The following is a 17,009-nucleotide window of genomic DNA, read 5'->3' on the forward strand; positions in this document are numbered from 1 at the left end:
CGCAGCACTCGCAACCCCGCCGAGGTTTGCTGACGTATTGGGGCCGCTACGCAGCCCAGCGCGAGCAAGCTCGCTCGCCACGTTTCTCAGTGTTCAAATGCCTCAGTGTTTTGGCGTTACTCGGGGTGTCGTCGATGGCCAGCGCCTTCGACCTGCAACAACTCAGCGATCAACTGGCCAGGCCCGAGGTGATCCACGGCAGTTTCGTCCAGGAAAAACACCTGCGCGCCCTGTCCCAGCCGCTGACCAGCAAGGGCACGTTCGTGCTGGCCAAAAACCACGGCTTGTTGTGGCTGCTGAAAACGCCACTGCAACAGGACTATCGCATCACCGCCAAAGGCATTGCCCGGCGCGACGGCATTGTCTGGCAAATGCTGCCGGGCAAAAGCGCCGGTGCCGAGCAGAACCGTTTGTTCCTCGCCGTGCTGCAAGGCGACAGCAGTGGCCTGCAACGGGATTTCGAACTGTCCCTGAGCGGCGATGCGCAGAACTGGAAACTCACGCTGCTGCCGCGCTCGATGCTGCTCAAGCAGGTGTTCAACCAGATCAACATTACCGGCGCAGAACTGGTGCACAGCATCGAACTGCTCGAGACCCAGGGCGACAGTACGTTATTGCGCATGCAGGACAGCACCAGCAGCCAGCCGTTGAGCGACGCGGAGCAGCATGACTTTGCCGAGTGAACGGTGGTTGCCACGGTTGTTCCTGATCCTGCTGCTGGCAGTACTGGCGCTCGCCGGTTGGCAATGGCGTGACGCCGCGCCGCTGTCGGCCAACCTGATGGACCTGGTGCCCGGTACGGCGCCCGACGCTCTGGAACTGCGCGCTGAACAACGCATGCAAGAGCCGCTGAACCGCGAAATGCTGGTGCTGGTCGGCCACAGTGATCGCCAGCAGGCCGTCGCCATGGCGCAGACACTCGGCGAGCAATGGCAGGCCAGCGGCTTGTTCGAAAAGGTCCAGTGGACCCTGCAAGCCGACTTGCCGGCGTTGCGCACACAATTGCTGCAAGGTCGCCTGGCGATGCTCCAGGCGGCGGACCGGCAACTGCTGATCGAGCACCCCGACACCTTTATCCAGCAACGGGTGCAAGCGTTGTTCGACCCGTTCAACGGGTACAGCCTGGTGCCGAGCCAGGACGACTGGCTGGGCCTGACCGGGCGCATCCAGAACAGCCAGCCGCAACGTGGTTCGGTGCAACTGGACATCGGCAGCGGCGCCCTGGTCGCCGATGCCGATGGCAAGAGCTGGGTGCTGCTGCGCGCGCGCACCACCGGCAACGCCTTCGACATGAACCTGCCGCTGCAGGTGGCCGACCTGCTTGAACACAGCCGCGAGGAAGCCGCCCGGCACGACGTGCAACTGCTCGCCGCCAGCGGCCTGTTGTACGCCGCCAGCGGTCAACGACAGGCTGCCCGGGAGATGACCTGGGTCGGTGGCGGTGCCACCGTGGGGATTTTGTTGCTGCTGCTGTTGGCCTTCCGGCGCTGGCGCGTCTTGCTGGCGTTCGTGCCGGTGCTGGTGGGCATGCTCTTCGGTGCGGTGGCCTGCGTTGCGTTGTTCGGCCATATGCATGTGATGACCCTGGTACTGGGCTCAAGCCTGATCGGTGTCGCCGTCGACTACCCGCTGCATTACCTGTCCAAGAGCTGGAGCCTGAAACCCTGGCACAGCTGGCCGGCCCTGCGCCTGACCCTGCCCGGGCTGACCCTGAGCCTGATCACCAGCGGCATCGGCTATCTGGCCCTGGCCTGGACACCCTTCCCGGCGCTGACCCAGATTGCCGTGTTCTCCGCCGCCGGTTTGCTCGGTGCCTATCTGTCCGCCGTGTGCCTGCTGCCGGCATTGCTCAAGGGCGTAGACCTGCGCCCGGCGCAATGGCCATTGCGCGTTTGCGAGTTTTTGCTGGGCTGTCGTGAAGCACTGCTCAAACACCTGAAAACGCCAGTCTTGCTGGCACTGCTGATCGCTTTTTGCGTGGCTGGCCTGCTGCAACTGGGCAGCAAAAACGACATTCGTCAGTGGATCAGCGCGCCGCAACAATTGACCGACGAAGCCCAGGCCATTGCCCGGATCACCGGCTATCAACCCACCAGCCAGTTCTTCCTGATACGCGCCGCCGATCAGCAGCAGTTGCTCGAACGCCAGACCGCCCTGAGAGAGCGGCTGGATCAATTGATTGGCCTGGAAAAGCTCCAGGGCTATCTGTCGCTCAATCAACTGGTCAGCCCGCCGAACGAACAGCAACAGGTGCGCGAAACGCTGAACAAACTGCCTTCCTTCTGGCAACCCTTGCTCGACATCGGCGTACCGGCCGAGGCGCTGCAAGCCGAGCTGACGAAGCTACAGGCACTGCCGACCATGGACATCGACGCAGCGCTCAGCGGCCCGTTGGCGGAACCCTACCGGCCCTTGTGGCTGGGGCCGACCGATGACGGCGTGGCGGCGATGGTCAGCCTGCAAGGCATCAACAACCCGGCCCTGCTGCGGCTCCAGGGCGAGGACTTGCCCGGCGTGACACTGGTGGATCGACTGGGTGAGTTGAACAACGTCTTCGCGGCCACCCAAATCAGTGCCGCTGAACTGAAGCTCGCCTCCTGCGTGCTGATCGTGCTGGTGCTGATCCTGCCATTCGGCCTCGGCGGCGCGTTGCGAATCGTGTCCCTGCCCCTGCTGGCGGCGTTGTGCAGCCTGGCCAGTCTCGGCTGGCTGGGGCAGCCGCTGACCCTGTTCAGCCTGTTCGGCCTGCTGCTGGTGACGGCGATCAGCGTCGATTACGCGATCCTGATGCGCGAACAGGTCGGCGGCGCAGCCGTGAGCCTGCTGGGCACCCTGCTGGCGGCGTTGACCACCTGGCTGTCGTTCGGCCTGCTGGCGGTGTCGAGCACCCCGGCGGTGAGCAACTTCGGGCTGTCGGTGAGCCTGGGCCTGATCTTCAGCTTCCTGCTCGCGCCGTGGGCCGGTCGCCAGGTGCATGAGCCCACGGCCATGGAGCGGGCAATATGATGGTCGTTCTGTTCTGGGCGATGGCGCTGGTGTTGTTCGCCCTGGCGACCCGTGTCGGCCGGCATTTCGGCTTGATTCCCATCGTCAGCCAGTTGCTGCTGGCGACCCTTGGCCTGCCGCTGTTGATGTATTTCTGGATCGAGCCCCAATGGCAATTGAGCGGTGCGCTGCTGGTGTCGCCGGGCTGGCTGAAGAACCTCTACAGCCTGAGCTTTGCCCTGTTGCTGGGCTACATCCTCAGCGATGTGATCGACCTGCAACTGGATCGCCAAAGCCTGAAAATCGCCCTTCCCAGCTTTTGCATTCCGTTTGCCTGCGGCCTGGCCACGGCGGTCTGGTTGTTGCCGGCACAACCGTGGATCAGCTCGCTGGCCGTCGGCCTGTTGTTCGCCATCACCGCGATTCCGGTGCTGTACCTGTACCTGCGGCACATCGATTACCCACCCGCCGCCACCCGACGTCTGGTGCAAACCGCGATCCTCATCGACCTCGCCTGCTGGACGCTGTTCGGCATCGCCCAGGGCAGCCTGCACCTGAGCAGCCTGTTGCTGCCGTTGGCCGGCGCGTGCCTGCCGGTGCTGCTGCGGTTGCTCGGTTTGCGCCAGACATGGCTTTACAGCCTGAGCTTTTTCGCCCTGCTGGTCGTCGCCGAACACTTCAAGCTCAATGCGCTGATTTTCGGCATCGGCTATGTGTTGATCATGGCCGCGCTGAAAGCCCCGCTGGTCCTGCCACTGCCAGCCGTGTGGATGGGCCGCTTGCAGACGTACATCGCCATCCCGCTGATCCTTACGTTCGGCATTGTGCAGATCAATGTGCACAGCGCGATGGACAGCCTCGGTTGGGTGCAACTGCTCGCCCTGCTGCTGTTGCCGATGCTGAGCAAACTGCTGGGCAACTGGCTCGGCCTCGGCTGGGCCGGGGCCTCGTTCCAGGGCGCCAGCCGCTGGCGGGAAAGTGTGCTGCTGAACATCCGCGGCTTGAGCGAGATCGTTTTTCTCAACCTGCTGCTGCAACAGCAACTCATCAGCCCGCCGCTGTACTTTGCCCTGATGCTGATGGGCCTGATCGCTACACTGCTGCCAGCCCTGACCGGCATGCACCGAATTCCCCTGAAAGCCGCTGTCCCCGCAAGGAGCCCCCATGCCAACCGTTGAAATGGAATGTCGCCAGGTCGTGGTCATCGGCGCCGGTCCATCCGGCGCCATCGCCGCCGCGTTGCTCAAGCGCAAGGGACACGATGTGCTGGTGATCGAGCGCCAGCATTTTCCACGGTTTTCCATCGGTGAAAGCCTATTGGCCCATTGCCTTGATTTCGTCGAAGAGGCGGGCATGCTCGACGCCGTCAACGCCGCCGGCTTCCAGCTGAAAACCGGTGCCGCGTTTGCCTGGGGCGAGCGCTACAGCGCGTTCGATTTCGGCGAGACGTTCAGCCACGGCAAATCGACGACATATCAGGTCCTGCGTGCCGATTTCGATAAGCTGCTGGCCGATCAGGCTACGTTGCAAGGCGTGGAGATCCGCTATGGCGAAACCATCGTCGACGTCGACATTGCCCCCGGAAAACCGCAGCTCGGCGTGCGCCGCGAAGACGGTAGCGAGTACCGCGTCGAGGCCGGTTTCCTGCTCGATGCCAGTGGCTACGGCCGCGTACTGCCGCGCTTGCTCGACCTCGAGGCGCCGTCGAACTTCCCGGTGCGTCAGGCCGTGTTCACTCACGTCGAAGACCGTATCGACCTCCCGACCTTCGATCGCAGCAAGATCCTGGTGACCACTCACCCGACCCTGCGCGACGTATGGTTCTGGACCATCCCGTTCAGTAACGGGCGTTGCTCGGTCGGCGTGGTCGCCGCCGAGGAACGTTTCGCCGGCCGCAGCGATAATCTGGACGAGTGCCTGCGCAGCTTTATTGCCGAGACGCCAAGCCTGGCCAGCGTGTTGCAAAATGCGCAGTGGGACACCGAGGCGCGAACCATCGGCGGATACTCGGCCAACGTCAAAACCCTGCACGGTCCGGGCTTCGCGCTGCTGGGCAATGCCGCGGAATTCCTCGACCCGGTGTTTTCCTCCGGCGTGACCATCGCCATGCGTTCGGCGAGCATGGCCGCCGGGGTTTTGCACCGTCAGCTGCAAGGCGAAGCCGTCAACTGGCAAACCGAGTTCGCCGAACCGCTCAAGCGCGGCGTCGACACGTTCCGCTGCTACGTCGAAGGCTGGTACGCGGGGACCTTCCAGGATGTGATCTTCCATGAGGGCAGTTCGCCGGAAATCCGCAGGATGATCAGCTCCATACTTGCCGGATATGCCTGGGATCAAAGCAACCCGTTCGTCAGCGAAGCCAGGCGCCGGTTGAAGGTGATATCAGAATTCTGTGCAAGGGATGCGTCATGAACCACTTGTGTGTGCAAGCCAGCCCCCTTTGGCCAACGGGAAGACCCTCTGGTCAATGTGGTGGCGCGCAAAACCTTTTGAAGGAACTGTGTGATGTTGATTAGCCGTCGCTTGAACTGCACAGGGGTAGCCAGTGCATTGCGATTGCTGTTAATCGCCGCAACCCTGCTTTTGAGCGCCTGCGCCGGCCGGGCGCCGCTGCCCGTGCACAATCCGGATCTGCCGCTGCCACTGCAATTGCACATCCAGCGCGGGCAGGCCGACGAACGCGAGGACTGGGTGCTGGTGATCCAGCGTGAAGAGGCGGGTATCCGCTGGTCGATGATGGACCTGTTGGGCATTCCCCAGGCCCGCCAGAAATTGGTCGATAAAACCTGGGAGTCCGATGGTTTATTACCGCCCAACCCGCGAGCCCGGGAGCTGTTCGCGGCGCTGCTGTTTGCGCTGACGCCGCAAGATGAACTGGCGGCCAACTATCCCGGCGCCTGGCAGCACGGCAGGCAACGGTACCTGCCCGAGCGCTGGGACATCCACTACGTACAACCGCAGAATTTTGAATTGAAGCTACCGCGTGGTCCGGCCTATCAAGTCACCCCCCTGAGCGGTGAAACGCCATGACGGCTTACCTCAATGCCCTCGGATTGGTCTGCGCGCTGGGCCGCGACAAGCAGGAAGTTGCCCGCAACCTGTTTGTCGGCGACTGCGGCGGCATGCGCGAACAAACCGGTTGGGTGCCACAACGCACGCTGCCGGTCGGTGCGGTCCAGGGCAAACTGGCAAGCATTCCAGCCGATATGTCGCGCCATCACAGTCGCAACAATCAGTTATTGCTGGAAGCCACGCTGCAAATCCGCCCGGACATCGACAGCGCGATCCAGACCTACGGCCGCGACCGCATCGGTGTAGTGCTGGGCACCAGCACCTCGGGCATCGACGAGGCCAGCCAGAGCCTGGCGCATTACCTGCGCGAAAAACAGTTCCCTGCCGAGTACGACTATCAGCAACAGGAACTCGGGGCACCGGCGGACTTCCTCGCCGAGTGGCTGCAGTTGAGCGGGCCGGCCTATGTCATTTCCACGGCCTGCACCTCCAGCGCCCGGGCCTTGATGAGCGCCCAGCGCCTGTTGGACCTGGGCATTTGCGACGCGGTGCTGTGTGGCGGCGTCGACACCTTGTGCAAGCTGACCCTCAACGGTTTTTCGGCGCTCGAAGCGGTCTCGGAACAACGCTGCAATCCGTTTTCGGTGAACCGCAACGGCATCAACATTGGTGAAGCGGCGGTGCTGTTCCTGATGACCAGGCGTGCAGGCGACAGCCAGCCGATTGCCTTGCTCGGCAGCGGCGCCAGTTCCGATGCGCATCACATATCCGCCCCGGAGCCGACTGGTCGTGGCGCCCTGCAAGCGATGCGCAAAGCCCTGGGCCGCGCCAACCTGCAACCAGAGCAGATCGCTTATCTGAACCTGCACGGCACCGCCACCCAGCACAACGACGCCATGGAAAGCCAGGCCGTGGCGACGCTGTTCCCGGCCGGCGTGCCCTGTTCGTCGAGCAAACCCATGACCGGCCACACCCTCGGTGCCGCCGGGGCGCTGGAAGCGGCGTTCTGCTGGTTGAGCCTGAACCCGGACAATCGCGAGCATGCCCTGCCGCCACACGTCTGGGACGGACAGCCCGACCCCGAATTGCCGCCGCTGCAATGGGTGACCCCGGCCACGCGCCTGACGTCCATTGCACCTCGCTACCTGATGAGCAATTCCTTTGCCTTCGGTGGCAACAACGTCAGCCTGATTATCGGAGACGCCCCATGATTGACTGGCCGATCGCTGAATTGCTGCCCCACGCTGGCGACATGATCCTGATCGACCGGATCCTGGCGTTCGATGAAGAGCAGATTCACACGCGCCTGACCGTCAAGCCCGATGGCCTGTTCAATCTCCCCGACGGCAGCCTGCCGGCCTGGGTCGGCATCGAACTGATGGCCCAGAGCGTGGCCGCCTTCGCCGGTTGCCATGCGCGCCAGCGCGGTGATGAGGTGGAATTGGGCTTCCTGCTCGGCAGCCGCAAATTCGAATGCAACGTCGAAAGTTTTCCGGCCGGTACCGAGTTGACCATCCACGGTATTCGCTCCCTGGAAGACGATAACGGCATGGGCGTGTTCGAATGCCACATCAACGCCCCCGGCATTCACGTTACCGCCCGTCTGAACGTGTACCGCCCACCCCAGGCCGCTCAATATCTCCATGAACCCGAAGGAGTCCAGTGATGACTGAATCCGTACTGGTCACCGGTTCCAGCCGTGGCATCGGCCGCGCCATCGCCTTGCGCCTGGCCCAGGCCGGGCACGACATCGTGTTGCATTGCCGCAGCGGCCTGGCCGACGCCGAAGCCGTCAAGGCCGAAGTCGAGGCCCTGGGCCGTCGTGCGCGCATCCTGCAGTTCGACGTGTCCGACCGCGCCCGTTGCAAGGAAGTTCTCGAAGCCGACGTGGAAACCCACGGTGCCTATTACGGTGTGGTGCTTAATGCCGGGCTGACCCGCGACGGTGCCTTTCCGGCCCTGAGCGAGGAGGATTGGGATGTGGTGATGCGCACCAACCTCGACGGTTTCTACAATGTGCTGCACCCGGTGATGATGCCGATGATCCGTCGTCGCGCCGCCGGGCGGATTGTCTGCATCACTTCGGTGTCGGGGCTGATCGGCAACCGTGGCCAGGTCAACTACAGCGCCTCCAAGGCCGGGTTGATCGGCGCGGCCAAGGCATTGGCGATCGAGCTGGGCAAGCGCAAAATCACCGTTAACTGTGTCGCACCCGGCCTGATCGACACAGCCATGCTCGACGAGAACGTGCCGGTGGAAGAACTGATGAAAATGATCCCCGCACAACGCATGGGCACCCCTGAAGAGGTGGCCGGCGCGGTGAATTTCCTGATGTCGGCGGAAGCCTCGTACATCACCCGGCAGGTTCTGGCCGTCAACGGAGGCCTGTGCTGATGAAGCGCGTCGTCGTCACCGGCATGGCCGGCATCACCTCACTGGGCAGCGACTGGGAGACCATCGCCGGCAACTTCGCGGCCAACCGCAGCGGCATCCGCCGGATGGACGAGTGGGATCGTTTTACCGAACTCAACACGCGCCTGGCTGGCCCCATCGATGACTTCAAGGTGCCGAGCCACTGGACCCGCAAGCAACTGCGCAGCATGGGCCGGGTTTCGCGGCTGGCCGTCGGCGCGTCGGAACTTGCACTGGCCGACGCCGGATTATTGGGTGACGAATCGATCAAGGACGGGCGCATGGGCGTCGCCTGCGGCTCCTCCACCGGCAGCACCGACGAGATCAAGGCGTTCGGCAACATGCTGCTCAACTCAGTGGCCGAGGGCCTGAACGCCAACTCCTATGTGCGCATGATGCCGCACACCACGGCAGCCAATATCAGCATCTTTTTCGGCCTCACCGGTCGCCTGATTCCCACCTCCAGCGCCTGCACCAGCGGCAGCCAGGGCATCGGCTATGCCTACGAGGCCATCAAGTTCGGGCGCCTGCCACTGATGCTCGCCGGGGGCGCCGAGGAACTGTGCCCGACCGAAGCCATGGTCTTCGACGCGCTCTACGCCACCAGCCTGAAAAACGACACCCCGCAACGCAGCCCGCGCCCTTACGACACCGCACGCGACGGCCTGGTGATCGGCGAAGGCGGCGGCATGCTGGTGCTCGAAGAACTGGAACACGCCCTGGCCCGTGGTGCGCGCATCCATGCCGAGATCGTCGGTTTCGGCAGCAACGCCGACGGCCAGCACACTACCCGTCCCGAACAAGTCACCATGCGCCGGGCCATGGAACTGGCCCTGGAAGACGCCGGGCTGAAACCGTCGGACATCGGCTACGTCAACGGCCACGGCACCGCCACCGAACAGGGCGACATCGCCGAAACCCTGGCCACCAGCAGCCTGTTCGGCGAACACATGCCGATCAGCTCGCAGAAAAGCTTCCTCGGCCACACCCTCGGCGCCTGCGGTGCGCTGGAGTCCTGGTTCAGCATTGAAATGATGAACCGCGACCTGTACGCCCACACCTTCAACCTCGACGAAGTCGACCCGCATTGCGGCAAGCTCGACTACCTGCGCGGCGAGTTCCGGCAGATGAGCAACCAGTACGTGATGAACAATAACTTTGCGTTTGGCGGGGTGAATACTTCGCTGATTTTCAAGCGCTGGTCTTAATCAACGTCAAAAGATCGCAGCCTTCGGCAGCTCCTACAAGGAACCCGTAGGAGCTGCCGAAGGCTGCGATCTTGTTAATGTGCGATGTAACTATCAGGGCGAGTCGAGATTATCCAACACCCGATTCACCGCCATTTCCCCCAGCATGATCGACTGCTGAATGCCCAGCAGGGTGTTGCTTTGCGCTCCGTTCAGACTCCTCGCGAAGTCGCTCGCCATGGCATTGGCTGATGCCAGTGAAACACAGGCGTACTCCAGCAGAGTGTGGTTGTCGACTTCAGGAGCGACGAGGAAGATTTGGCCGGGTTGGCGTGAGGTAACCGGTTCGGTATCCGACCGTTTTTTTGCTTTATTGGTCATGATTCAGCGCCCAGAAAAGTGGAGCCGACACCGTGTCGCTACGAATCAAAAGGGTGGCAGCTGTACGCAGGTTAGTAGACCGGGTCTTCGCCAAACCGGCGCGCCCGAAGGCGCCCTGCGCACAGCTACCGTCAAGGGCAGGTACAGACATACCTGCCTATCAGGAGCGCAAATGCACTTAGCGAAAACACGGGCTACTAAACCCGATCACTGACCATCAGTGACACGAATCAAGTTAGCGATGGCCCTCAAAGCGCACAAGCCGGCGGATTCTGGAGTAGTTGCAGGCAACGTCGCAAGGCGCTGTAGCCTTTGCGAAGGATTTCGGAAATGTCCCACGGCGGGTGGTGAAGCTTCCGGCAGGACTGATGCTTCTTGCTCCATACAGCTAGTCTTTTTGGTGTTCTCTCGGACGCCATCGCGAGCAAGCTCGCTCCCACAGGGTCCAGCGCTGTGAACACAATGCTCGCCATACCACCCACTGTGGGAGCGAGCTTGCTCGCGATTGACTGCGCAGCAGTCACGCCTGCAAAGGCTCAACCTTTCTTGTCAGCAGTTCAACAAACGCTTTGGCCATCGCCGACTTCTGATCCTTGCGCTGCACCAGCCAAACTGCTGACACCGCCGCCGGATCGAGCAGCGGGCGATAGACCACACCGTCAATACGCATCCGCTGATAAGACGCCGGCAGCACCGACACACCGAGCCCCGCCGCCACCAGCCCGATGATGGTCATCGCCTCACCGGCCTCCTGGGCGAAGTGCGGGCTGAAGCCGGAGTCCCGCGCCAGGCTGAGCAACTGCGCATACAGGCCACTGCCGTAGCTGCGCGGAAAAAACACAAAGGGCTCAAGCGCCAGGGCTGACAGAAACAAGCCCTCCTCGCTGCCCTCTACCAACGGGTGCTTGGAGCTGAGTACCGCGACCAGCGGCTCGCGCATCAATTCGACCACGCTAAGGCAGTCCGGCAGCCCGAGCGGGCGCATGATGCCGACTTCAATCGACTCGTCCACCAGCGCATCGGCCACCTGGGTGCTGCTCATTTCCCGCAGGTTCAGGTGCACCGCCGGGAAGCGCTGGCGGAAAGAGAAAATCGCCTGGGGAATGGTCGAGTTGAAGGGTGCCGACGAGGTGAAGCCGATTTTCAGTTCACCCAACTCGCCCAGTTGCGCCCGTCGCGCGACATCCGCCGCTTTGTCGACCTGCGCCAGCACCAGCCGTGCCTCTTGCAGAAACAGCCGACCGGCCTCGCTCAGCTCGACCCGACGATTGGTACGCTCGAAAAGCCGCGCGCCGACTTCCTGCTCCAGCGCCTGAATCTGCTGGCTCAGCGGTGGCTGGGAGATGCCCAGCACCTGTGCGGCGCGGCCGAAGTGCAGTTCTTCGGCGACAGCGATGAAGTAGCGCAGATGACGCAATTCCATGGAAACCCCATTAGGTCGTTAAAGCTATCAAACAGGTCGAACAATATATTGGATTGAATCATTAGCCAGCTATATGCTTTTTTCATTGCCTGACCGGCTGCGTCCTCCGAGGTCCCCCGTGAAAACTGCTGTCGCCCCACTCGCCCATGAAGTTCCTCCCGCAGCACCGGACGCTATTGCCGCTGAGCTGGCGGAGATCTACATCGAAAAAGGCACCCCGGCGTTCATGCGCACGGTGCTGGCGTTGTTCTGCGGCGGCTTCGCGACGTTCGCCCTGCTCTACTGCGTGCAACCGATGATGCCGCTGCTGTCCGACGAGTATTCCATCAACGCGGCGCAGAGCAGCCTGATCCTGTCCATCGCCACCGGCATGCTTGCCATCGGCCTGCTGATCACCGGCCCGATTTCCGACCGTATCGGGCGTAAACCTGTGATGGTGGCCGCATTGTTCGCCGCGGCGCTGTGCACCATGGCCAGTGCGATGATGCCGAGCTGGCACGGTGTGCTGCTGATGCGTGCGCTGATTGGATTGTCGTTGAGCGGTCTGGCGGCGGTTGCGATGACCTATCTGAGCGAAGAAATCCACCCACAGCACATCGGCCTCGCCATGGGTTTGTACATCGGTGGCAACGCGATTGGCGGTATGAGCGGACGCTTGATCACCGGGGTATTGATCGACTTCGTCAGCTGGCACACGGCGATGCTGGTGATCGGTGGCCTGGCGCTGATCGCCGCGGCGGTGTTCTGGAAAATCCTCCCGGAATCGCGCAACTTCCGCGCCCGCTCGCTGCACCCGCGCAGCCTGCTCGACGGTTTCACCATGCACTTTCGCGACGCCGGGTTGCCGCTGCTGTTTCTTGAAGCCTTTGTGTTGATGGGCGCGTTCGTCACGCTGTTCAACTACATCGGCTATCGCCTGCTGGCCGCGCCGTACCACATGGAACAGGCCTTCGTCGGGTTGCTGTCGGTGGTGTACCTGTCGGGCATCTACAGCTCAGCGAAAATCGGCTCGCTGGCCGACAGACTCGGTCGCCGCAAAGTGCTCTGGAGCACCATCGCGCTGATGATCGTTGGCCTGGCCCTGACGATGTTCACGCCACTGCCGCTGGTGATCATCGGCATGCTGATCTTTACCTTCGGCTTCTTTGGTGCCCACTCGGTGGCCAGCAGCTGGATCGGCCGCCGCGCCACCAGGGCCAAGGGGCAGGCATCGTCCTTGTACCTGTTCAGCTACTACGCCGGGGGGAGCATCGCCGGTACGGTGGGTGGCGTGTTCTGGCACCTGGGCGGCTGGAACGGTATCGGGTTGTTCATCGGCACGCTGTTGGTGATTGCGCTACTGGTCGCGTTGAAGCTGGCGAAGTTGCCGTTGTTGCCGCAGAACACCTCGACTACCTGAGCACCACCCGTGCCTCCAGGGCATCGTCGCGTTTTTCCAGGGTCAGCGATTGCAACGCGACACCGTTGCGCTCCATGCCGTCGAGCCACTGCATCAACGGTTGTGCATTGCCATTGAGGGTCACGCGCAGCAGATCGGTGTCGCTCTCCATCTGACGAATCTCCAGCCCCGTCGCCGCGGCGCTTTCGCTGATGCGCAGCGATAGCGGTTTTTCGCTGTCGACGGGGACATCGCTGCGCGGTAACGCCCGTTGCAGTTGCGCGGCCAGCCCCGCCTGCTGTTGATACTGTCGCTCGGCGGTTTCCAGTCGCTGCCGGGTCGGTTGCCAGATCAGGCTGAACGCCACGACCGCCAACAAAAAAGTCCCCGACACTTGCAACAGCCGTTGTTCGCGCACGGAAATGCGCCGCCATGCCTGCTTCATGCCCCGTCCTCCACGGTGAGGGTGGCGTGTACCCGGCCAGCCGTTTTGTTCGCGCTGTCGAGCCGCACGGGCATGCCTTGTTGTCGCCCGCGTTCGCGCAACTGCTCCAGCTCGGTAAAGCCGCTGGCGGTCAGCTGGATTTTCCAGCCTTCGCCTGCTCGAAACTCGATGCGCTGGACCTCGACCGGGCTGGCGCCAATCACCTGTTCGATCAACCGGATCAGCCCGGCAATGCGGCTGTTTTGCGAATCCACAGGCTGGCTTTGCAGGGCCTTGAGTTGCGCGGCCATATCGACGATGCGGCTTTGCTCCGGGTAAAGCGCCTTGAATCGCTGTTCATTCTGGGTGGCCAGGCGGCGGGCTTCGCTGTCGAGGAAGCGGATGCGCGTTTCGCTGGCACCCCAGGTCAACAGCGCCAGCATCAACAACGCCCACCCGCCGGCGCGCCAGGGCAGACGCTTGCCCCGTGGGGCAAATGCGCCTTGCAGCAGATTGATGGCCCGTGTCGGGCGCTGGGTCAGGCATTGGTCGATGACGGCGGGGGCCTCACGGGCATCCAGCCATTGCATGTCCTTGGGCAATAACGGAGTGAGCAGAGCCAGGTCGTCTTGCGATATCGCGAGGCGCGCCGACAGGCCTGCACCCAACAACCAGCGACCGAACCACCATGCTCCGCACGGCTGATCGCCGGACAACAGATCGGCATCGACGAACACCCCGCGCACCTCAATGCCCGCCTCTCGCAGCAAGTCGAGCACGGCGGCCAACCGTTCACGGCCAATGACCATGACCGGGAAGCAGCCGTCACGATCACGAGCGCCAACGCTCAGATGCACGCCTTCCAGCGCTTCACTCAGTTGATCTTCCACGGCGTAGGCCATGGCCTGGGCTTCGGGCCTGCGTCGCGACGGCCATGGCTCGCTGCGAACCCAACTGCACATTTCCATGGGCATTAGCACATCGACTACCTGGCCTTGCAATGCCGAGGCCGCCTGATTCAGTGGCATCGGCTGGCGTTGACCGGTTTTTGACCACAGGACGCAGGGCCAGAGGCCTGATGGCGCGTCCTGCCCTTCGGCGGTCAGGTAAAGCCAAGTGTTCATCGCGGTCTCTCGTGGCTGTTCATGGGAAGAAAACGTCGTTGCAGCACCGTCAGCTGTCGAGTCTTGGGGTCGTGCCCGACATCCGTGGCCAGGTGCAGTTCGCGCCCGTCCCGGGTCACCCGCACCCTTATCCGATACCAGCGGCTTTGGGTGCCAAGTCCGTGACTGCTCAGGCCCTGCCCGGAGAGCAAGGGGTCCTGGGTAAACGCCTGGACGCTCGCCCAAGGCGTTGTTGCCGCCTGACGCGCCAGCGCATCGGCGGTCGCGGCGTCCACCTCGCCGAGTGCTCTCAACAGCAGTGCCGGCGCGGTGTTGATGTTCAAGGCGGCTTCGGTGGGCAGCAGCGCCACCCAAGGCTCCAGCCGCTGCAGCAAGCGAGCGTCAATGCCGGGCAGCAAGCGCAGCTGGCTGAGTTCCCGCAGCGGCCCGACCTGGCTCAGTTGCACAGGAGGAAGATCGAGCAATTCAAGCAGGCGCGCCCAACGGTTGAGGGTGACTTGATCCACCTGACCCTGGCGTAACAACGCATTGAGGTTGAAGCGTCCGGCGAGGTCCTCGATATCGACTCGTATCTGCGCATCTTCAACGTCGAAACCCGGCGTCATGGCCGTCCAGCCTTGAATCCGCTCGACGGGTTTTTTCGCGTCCTGCAACGCGTCGCGCAACAGCAACAACGCCCAGGTTTCCCCGCCCGATGCGAGCTGCCGCAGCTGTATCTGCTGCAATTGTTGCCCGCTGCTTTGCAACGCAAGGTGATGACTGCGCAACACGCCGCCGATGATCAGCAGTGCCAGGCTCATGACCAGCAATACACTGATCAAGGCAATGCCGCGTTGGCGCCCGTTCATGGCAATGCACCCGGCATCGGCAACACCCGACGAATCGATTCGAAGCGCCCGACAGAGACTTGCACCTCCAGCGCCATGGGCGCCTTCGCGTCCTGCCCGGCCGGCCAATGAGCAACCCAGCCGGACTGGCTGTCGAACAGACGCCAGCCCAATTCGCGAACGTCTTCGAGCAACTTTTGCCGCTGCACGAACTCCGTACCTTCGCCCTGGCTTTCGCGCCACAGCACGCCGCCGTCGAGCCGATAGCTCAGCATCTGGCGCTCACTGCGGGGTTGGTCCAGGGGGTTGCGCCAGTGACTGCGCTGGAACTGCAAAAGCGGCCCGGCGAGCACCACCGGCTGTGCGGTGACGTGCAGCAGATCCCGCTCGATCACCGCCATCGCTCGTTGCAGGCTCCTGAGTGCTCGCTCGTGGGCCGCCGTGCCCTGTTGCACTCGCAGCACGCTATCGAACAAACCCCAACTGGCCAGCCCCAGCACGGCGAAGATGGCCAGGGCGATAACCAGCTCCAGCAAGGTGAACCCACGCTGCCTAGTCATGAACCGCAAGTATCCAGCCGCTGGCACGATGCAAGGCGTGCGCACTGTTCGCCGGGCTGACCTGGATGTCGACCTGGAGCAAACGCGGATCGCCGGTGGCGCTGATGTGCTGTTGCAGCACCCAGTCGCGTTGATCCATGGACACGATCTGTTGTTGCTGACCGGCCGCCAAGCCCGATTGCAGGCGCAATTCGTTCAAGCGGTTGTCCGCCAGCCACGCTGCGAACAGCCGAGTCTCGACGGCGCCGCGCTGCTTCACCGCGTATTGACTGGCCGACAGCACGGCTGCCGCCAGTGTCGCGAAGACCGCCAGGGCCACCATGATTTCCAGCAGCGTGAAGCCGCCCATGGACGACAAGGGTGGCCGACTAGTCATCGATCACCACCTCGCCGATACCATCGCCGGACAGGCTCAGCCAGGTCCTGTCGCCGGACTCGAATGTCAGCGTGAAGGCACTGGTTTCATCGTTGCTGAGCAAGAGCAACTGCGGCGGTCCTTCGTCAGCGTCCAGCCCTACCCCATAGCCATCCTGCTGCAAACGTACTCGTATGCTCAAAGGCCAGGTAGTCAGCCCCTCCACCGGCTCCCACCCGCCATCACCCCGGCGCATCACCCGGTGGCCATCGGTACCCAGCCGCAAGCCATATTCCTGCCCCTCTAACACCGCACGCTCACGCAATTGATGAATCACCTGCACCATCGCCTCGGCTACCTGCCTGACCTCGCGCGCGGGACTGCCCCCACCGACAAAGCTCACCATGCCCAGCAAGACGCCAACCACGACAATCACGATCATCAGCTCCAATAACGTAAACCCCCGGCAGCGGTAGCCCACGGATCAATGGCCCCAATTGCCGATTTCGGCTGCAAACCCTTCGCCGCCCGCTGCGCCATCGGCGCCCAGGGAATACAGGTCGTAAGTGCCGTCTACCGATCGCATACCCGGATTGAGGTACTGATAAGGCGTGTTCCACGGGTCGACCGGCATGCTCTTGAGGTAACCCTGGGGGTTCCAGCCCCGCGCCACGGGCAGTCCGGAAGGACGCTTGACCAACGCTTCCAGGCCTTGCTGGGTCGAGGGGTAATGGGCGTTGTCGAGGCGGTACATTTCCAGGGCGGTGGCGATGGCCTGGATATCGATTCTGGCGGCAGTGACCTTGGCTTGATCGGGGCGACTCATGAACTGCGGCACCACAATGGCCCCCAGCACGCCGATGATGACCACCACCACCATGATTTCGATCAGGGTAAAACCGCGTTGCGCGCGGGAAAGGTTTTTGCGGACAGGTTGCATG

The 17,009-nt window shown here is 62.8% G+C and carries 19 protein-coding genes; 10 read left to right on the plus strand and 9 right to left on the minus strand.

All coding sequences use genetic code 11. The features are described from left to right. Window positions 1–134 precede the first annotated feature (134 nt). The 9 genes from ASD95_RS21750 to ASD95_RS21790 all read left to right on the plus strand — a co-directional run bounded on the left by ASD95_RS21750 (window position 135) and on the right by ASD95_RS21790 (window position 9,617). A complete protein-coding gene (locus ASD95_RS21750) occupies window positions 135–683 on the plus strand; it encodes an outer membrane lipoprotein carrier protein LolA (RefSeq protein WP_056725635.1) in 549 nt (182 codons plus the stop codon). Further along, on the plus strand, window positions 667–3,006 hold the full coding sequence (locus ASD95_RS21755; protein WP_056725638.1) for an MMPL family transporter: 2,340 nt from the start codon (window positions 667–669) through the stop codon (window positions 3,004–3,006). Before ASD95_RS21750 ends, ASD95_RS21755 begins: the two co-directional genes overlap by 17 nt. Further along, a complete protein-coding gene (locus ASD95_RS21760; protein ID WP_056725641.1) occupies window positions 3,003–4,163 on the plus strand; it encodes a hypothetical protein in 1,161 nt (386 codons plus the stop codon). The genes ASD95_RS21755 and ASD95_RS21760 overlap by 4 nt, the downstream gene beginning before the upstream one ends. Continuing rightward, window positions 4,150–5,397: an NAD(P)/FAD-dependent oxidoreductase gene (locus tag ASD95_RS21765; RefSeq protein ID WP_056725642.1), complete on the plus strand. Its 1,248-nt coding sequence runs from the start codon at window positions 4,150–4,152 to the stop codon at window positions 5,395–5,397. The genes ASD95_RS21760 and ASD95_RS21765 overlap by 14 nt, the downstream gene beginning before the upstream one ends. A 93-nt stretch (window positions 5,398–5,490) precedes the next feature. Continuing rightward, window positions 5,491–6,015: a hypothetical protein gene (locus ASD95_RS21770; RefSeq protein ID WP_056725644.1), complete on the plus strand. Its 525-nt coding sequence runs from the start codon at window positions 5,491–5,493 to the stop codon at window positions 6,013–6,015. Continuing rightward, window positions 6,012–7,208 carry a beta-ketoacyl-[acyl-carrier-protein] synthase family protein gene (locus ASD95_RS21775; RefSeq protein ID WP_056725646.1) on the plus strand — a complete coding sequence of 399 codons (1,197 nt, stop codon included), beginning with the start codon at window positions 6,012–6,014 and terminating at the stop codon, window positions 7,206–7,208. Before ASD95_RS21770 ends, ASD95_RS21775 begins: the two co-directional genes overlap by 4 nt. After that, window positions 7,205–7,663 carry a hotdog family protein gene (locus tag ASD95_RS21780; protein WP_056725648.1) on the plus strand — a complete coding sequence of 153 codons (459 nt, stop codon included), beginning with the start codon at window positions 7,205–7,207 and terminating at the stop codon, window positions 7,661–7,663. Before ASD95_RS21775 ends, ASD95_RS21780 begins: the two co-directional genes overlap by 4 nt. Then, the gene (fabG, locus tag ASD95_RS21785) at window positions 7,663–8,391 is read left to right on the plus strand and encodes a 3-oxoacyl-ACP reductase FabG (protein ID WP_056725650.1); all 729 of its coding nucleotides are present in this window, start codon (window positions 7,663–7,665) and stop codon (window positions 8,389–8,391) included. Before ASD95_RS21780 ends, fabG begins: the two co-directional genes overlap by 1 nt. Continuing rightward, entirely contained in the window at window positions 8,391–9,617 is a 1,227-nt protein-coding gene (locus tag ASD95_RS21790; RefSeq protein ID WP_056725652.1) for a beta-ketoacyl-ACP synthase, read from the plus strand. The genes fabG and ASD95_RS21790 overlap by 1 nt, the downstream gene beginning before the upstream one ends. Before the next feature lie 93 nt (window positions 9,618–9,710). Here the strand turns inward: ASD95_RS21790 and ASD95_RS21795 are convergent, their stop codons facing one another. Further along, a complete protein-coding gene (locus tag ASD95_RS21795) occupies window positions 9,711–9,977 on the minus strand; it encodes a DUF6124 family protein (protein ID WP_056725653.1) in 267 nt (88 codons plus the stop codon). A 520-nt stretch (window positions 9,978–10,497) separates the two neighbouring features. Beyond that, on the minus strand, window positions 10,498–11,400 hold the full coding sequence (locus tag ASD95_RS21800; protein WP_056725655.1) for a LysR family transcriptional regulator: 903 nt from the start codon (window positions 11,398–11,400) through the stop codon (window positions 10,498–10,500). A 73-nt stretch (window positions 11,401–11,473) separates the two neighbouring features. Here ASD95_RS21800 and ASD95_RS21805 point away from each other — a divergent pair, with 73 nt between their 5' ends. Continuing rightward, on the plus strand, window positions 11,474–12,799 hold the full coding sequence (locus tag ASD95_RS21805) for an MFS transporter (protein ID WP_263291725.1): 1,326 nt from the start codon (window positions 11,474–11,476) through the stop codon (window positions 12,797–12,799). Here the strand turns inward: ASD95_RS21805 and gspM are convergent. From gspM to gspG, 7 genes are read right to left on the minus strand one after another with little or no spacing between them, the layout of a single operon-like run. Beyond that, window positions 12,792–13,223 (minus strand): type II secretion system protein GspM, encoded by a 432-nt coding sequence (gene gspM, locus ASD95_RS21810; protein WP_056725659.1) that lies wholly within the window; start codon window positions 13,221–13,223, stop codon window positions 12,792–12,794. The genes ASD95_RS21805 and gspM overlap by 8 nt on opposite strands. After that, the gene (gene gspL / locus ASD95_RS21815; protein WP_056725661.1) at window positions 13,220–14,326 is read right to left on the minus strand and encodes a type II secretion system protein GspL; all 1,107 of its coding nucleotides are present in this window, start codon (window positions 14,324–14,326) and stop codon (window positions 13,220–13,222) included. Before gspL ends, gspM begins: the two co-directional genes overlap by 4 nt. Then, on the minus strand, window positions 14,323–15,174 hold the full coding sequence (locus ASD95_RS21820; RefSeq protein WP_056725663.1) for a general secretion pathway protein GspK: 852 nt from the start codon (window positions 15,172–15,174) through the stop codon (window positions 14,323–14,325). Before ASD95_RS21820 ends, gspL begins: the two co-directional genes overlap by 4 nt. After that, complete coding sequence (locus ASD95_RS21825; protein WP_056725666.1) at window positions 15,171–15,713, minus strand: type II secretion system protein GspJ; 543 nt, start codon at window positions 15,711–15,713, stop codon at window positions 15,171–15,173. The genes ASD95_RS21820 and ASD95_RS21825 overlap by 4 nt, the downstream gene beginning before the upstream one ends. After that, window positions 15,706–16,089 (minus strand): type II secretion system minor pseudopilin GspI, encoded by a 384-nt coding sequence (gene gspI, locus ASD95_RS21830; RefSeq protein WP_056725668.1) that lies wholly within the window; start codon window positions 16,087–16,089, stop codon window positions 15,706–15,708. Before gspI ends, ASD95_RS21825 begins: the two co-directional genes overlap by 8 nt. After that, on the minus strand, window positions 16,082–16,549 hold the full coding sequence (gspH, locus tag ASD95_RS21835) for a type II secretion system minor pseudopilin GspH (RefSeq protein WP_082562978.1): 468 nt from the start codon (window positions 16,547–16,549) through the stop codon (window positions 16,082–16,084). The genes gspI and gspH overlap by 8 nt, the downstream gene beginning before the upstream one ends. Before the next feature lie 3 nt (window positions 16,550–16,552). Next, window positions 16,553–17,008 (minus strand): type II secretion system major pseudopilin GspG, encoded by a 456-nt coding sequence (gene gspG / locus ASD95_RS21840; RefSeq protein ID WP_056725671.1) that lies wholly within the window; start codon window positions 17,006–17,008, stop codon window positions 16,553–16,555. Between the last annotated feature and the right edge of the window lies 1 nt (window position 17,009).

Source organism: Pseudomonas sp. Root71 (assembly GCF_001429045.1).
Classification (GTDB): Bacteria; Pseudomonadota; Gammaproteobacteria; order Pseudomonadales; family Pseudomonadaceae; genus Aquipseudomonas; species Aquipseudomonas monachiensis.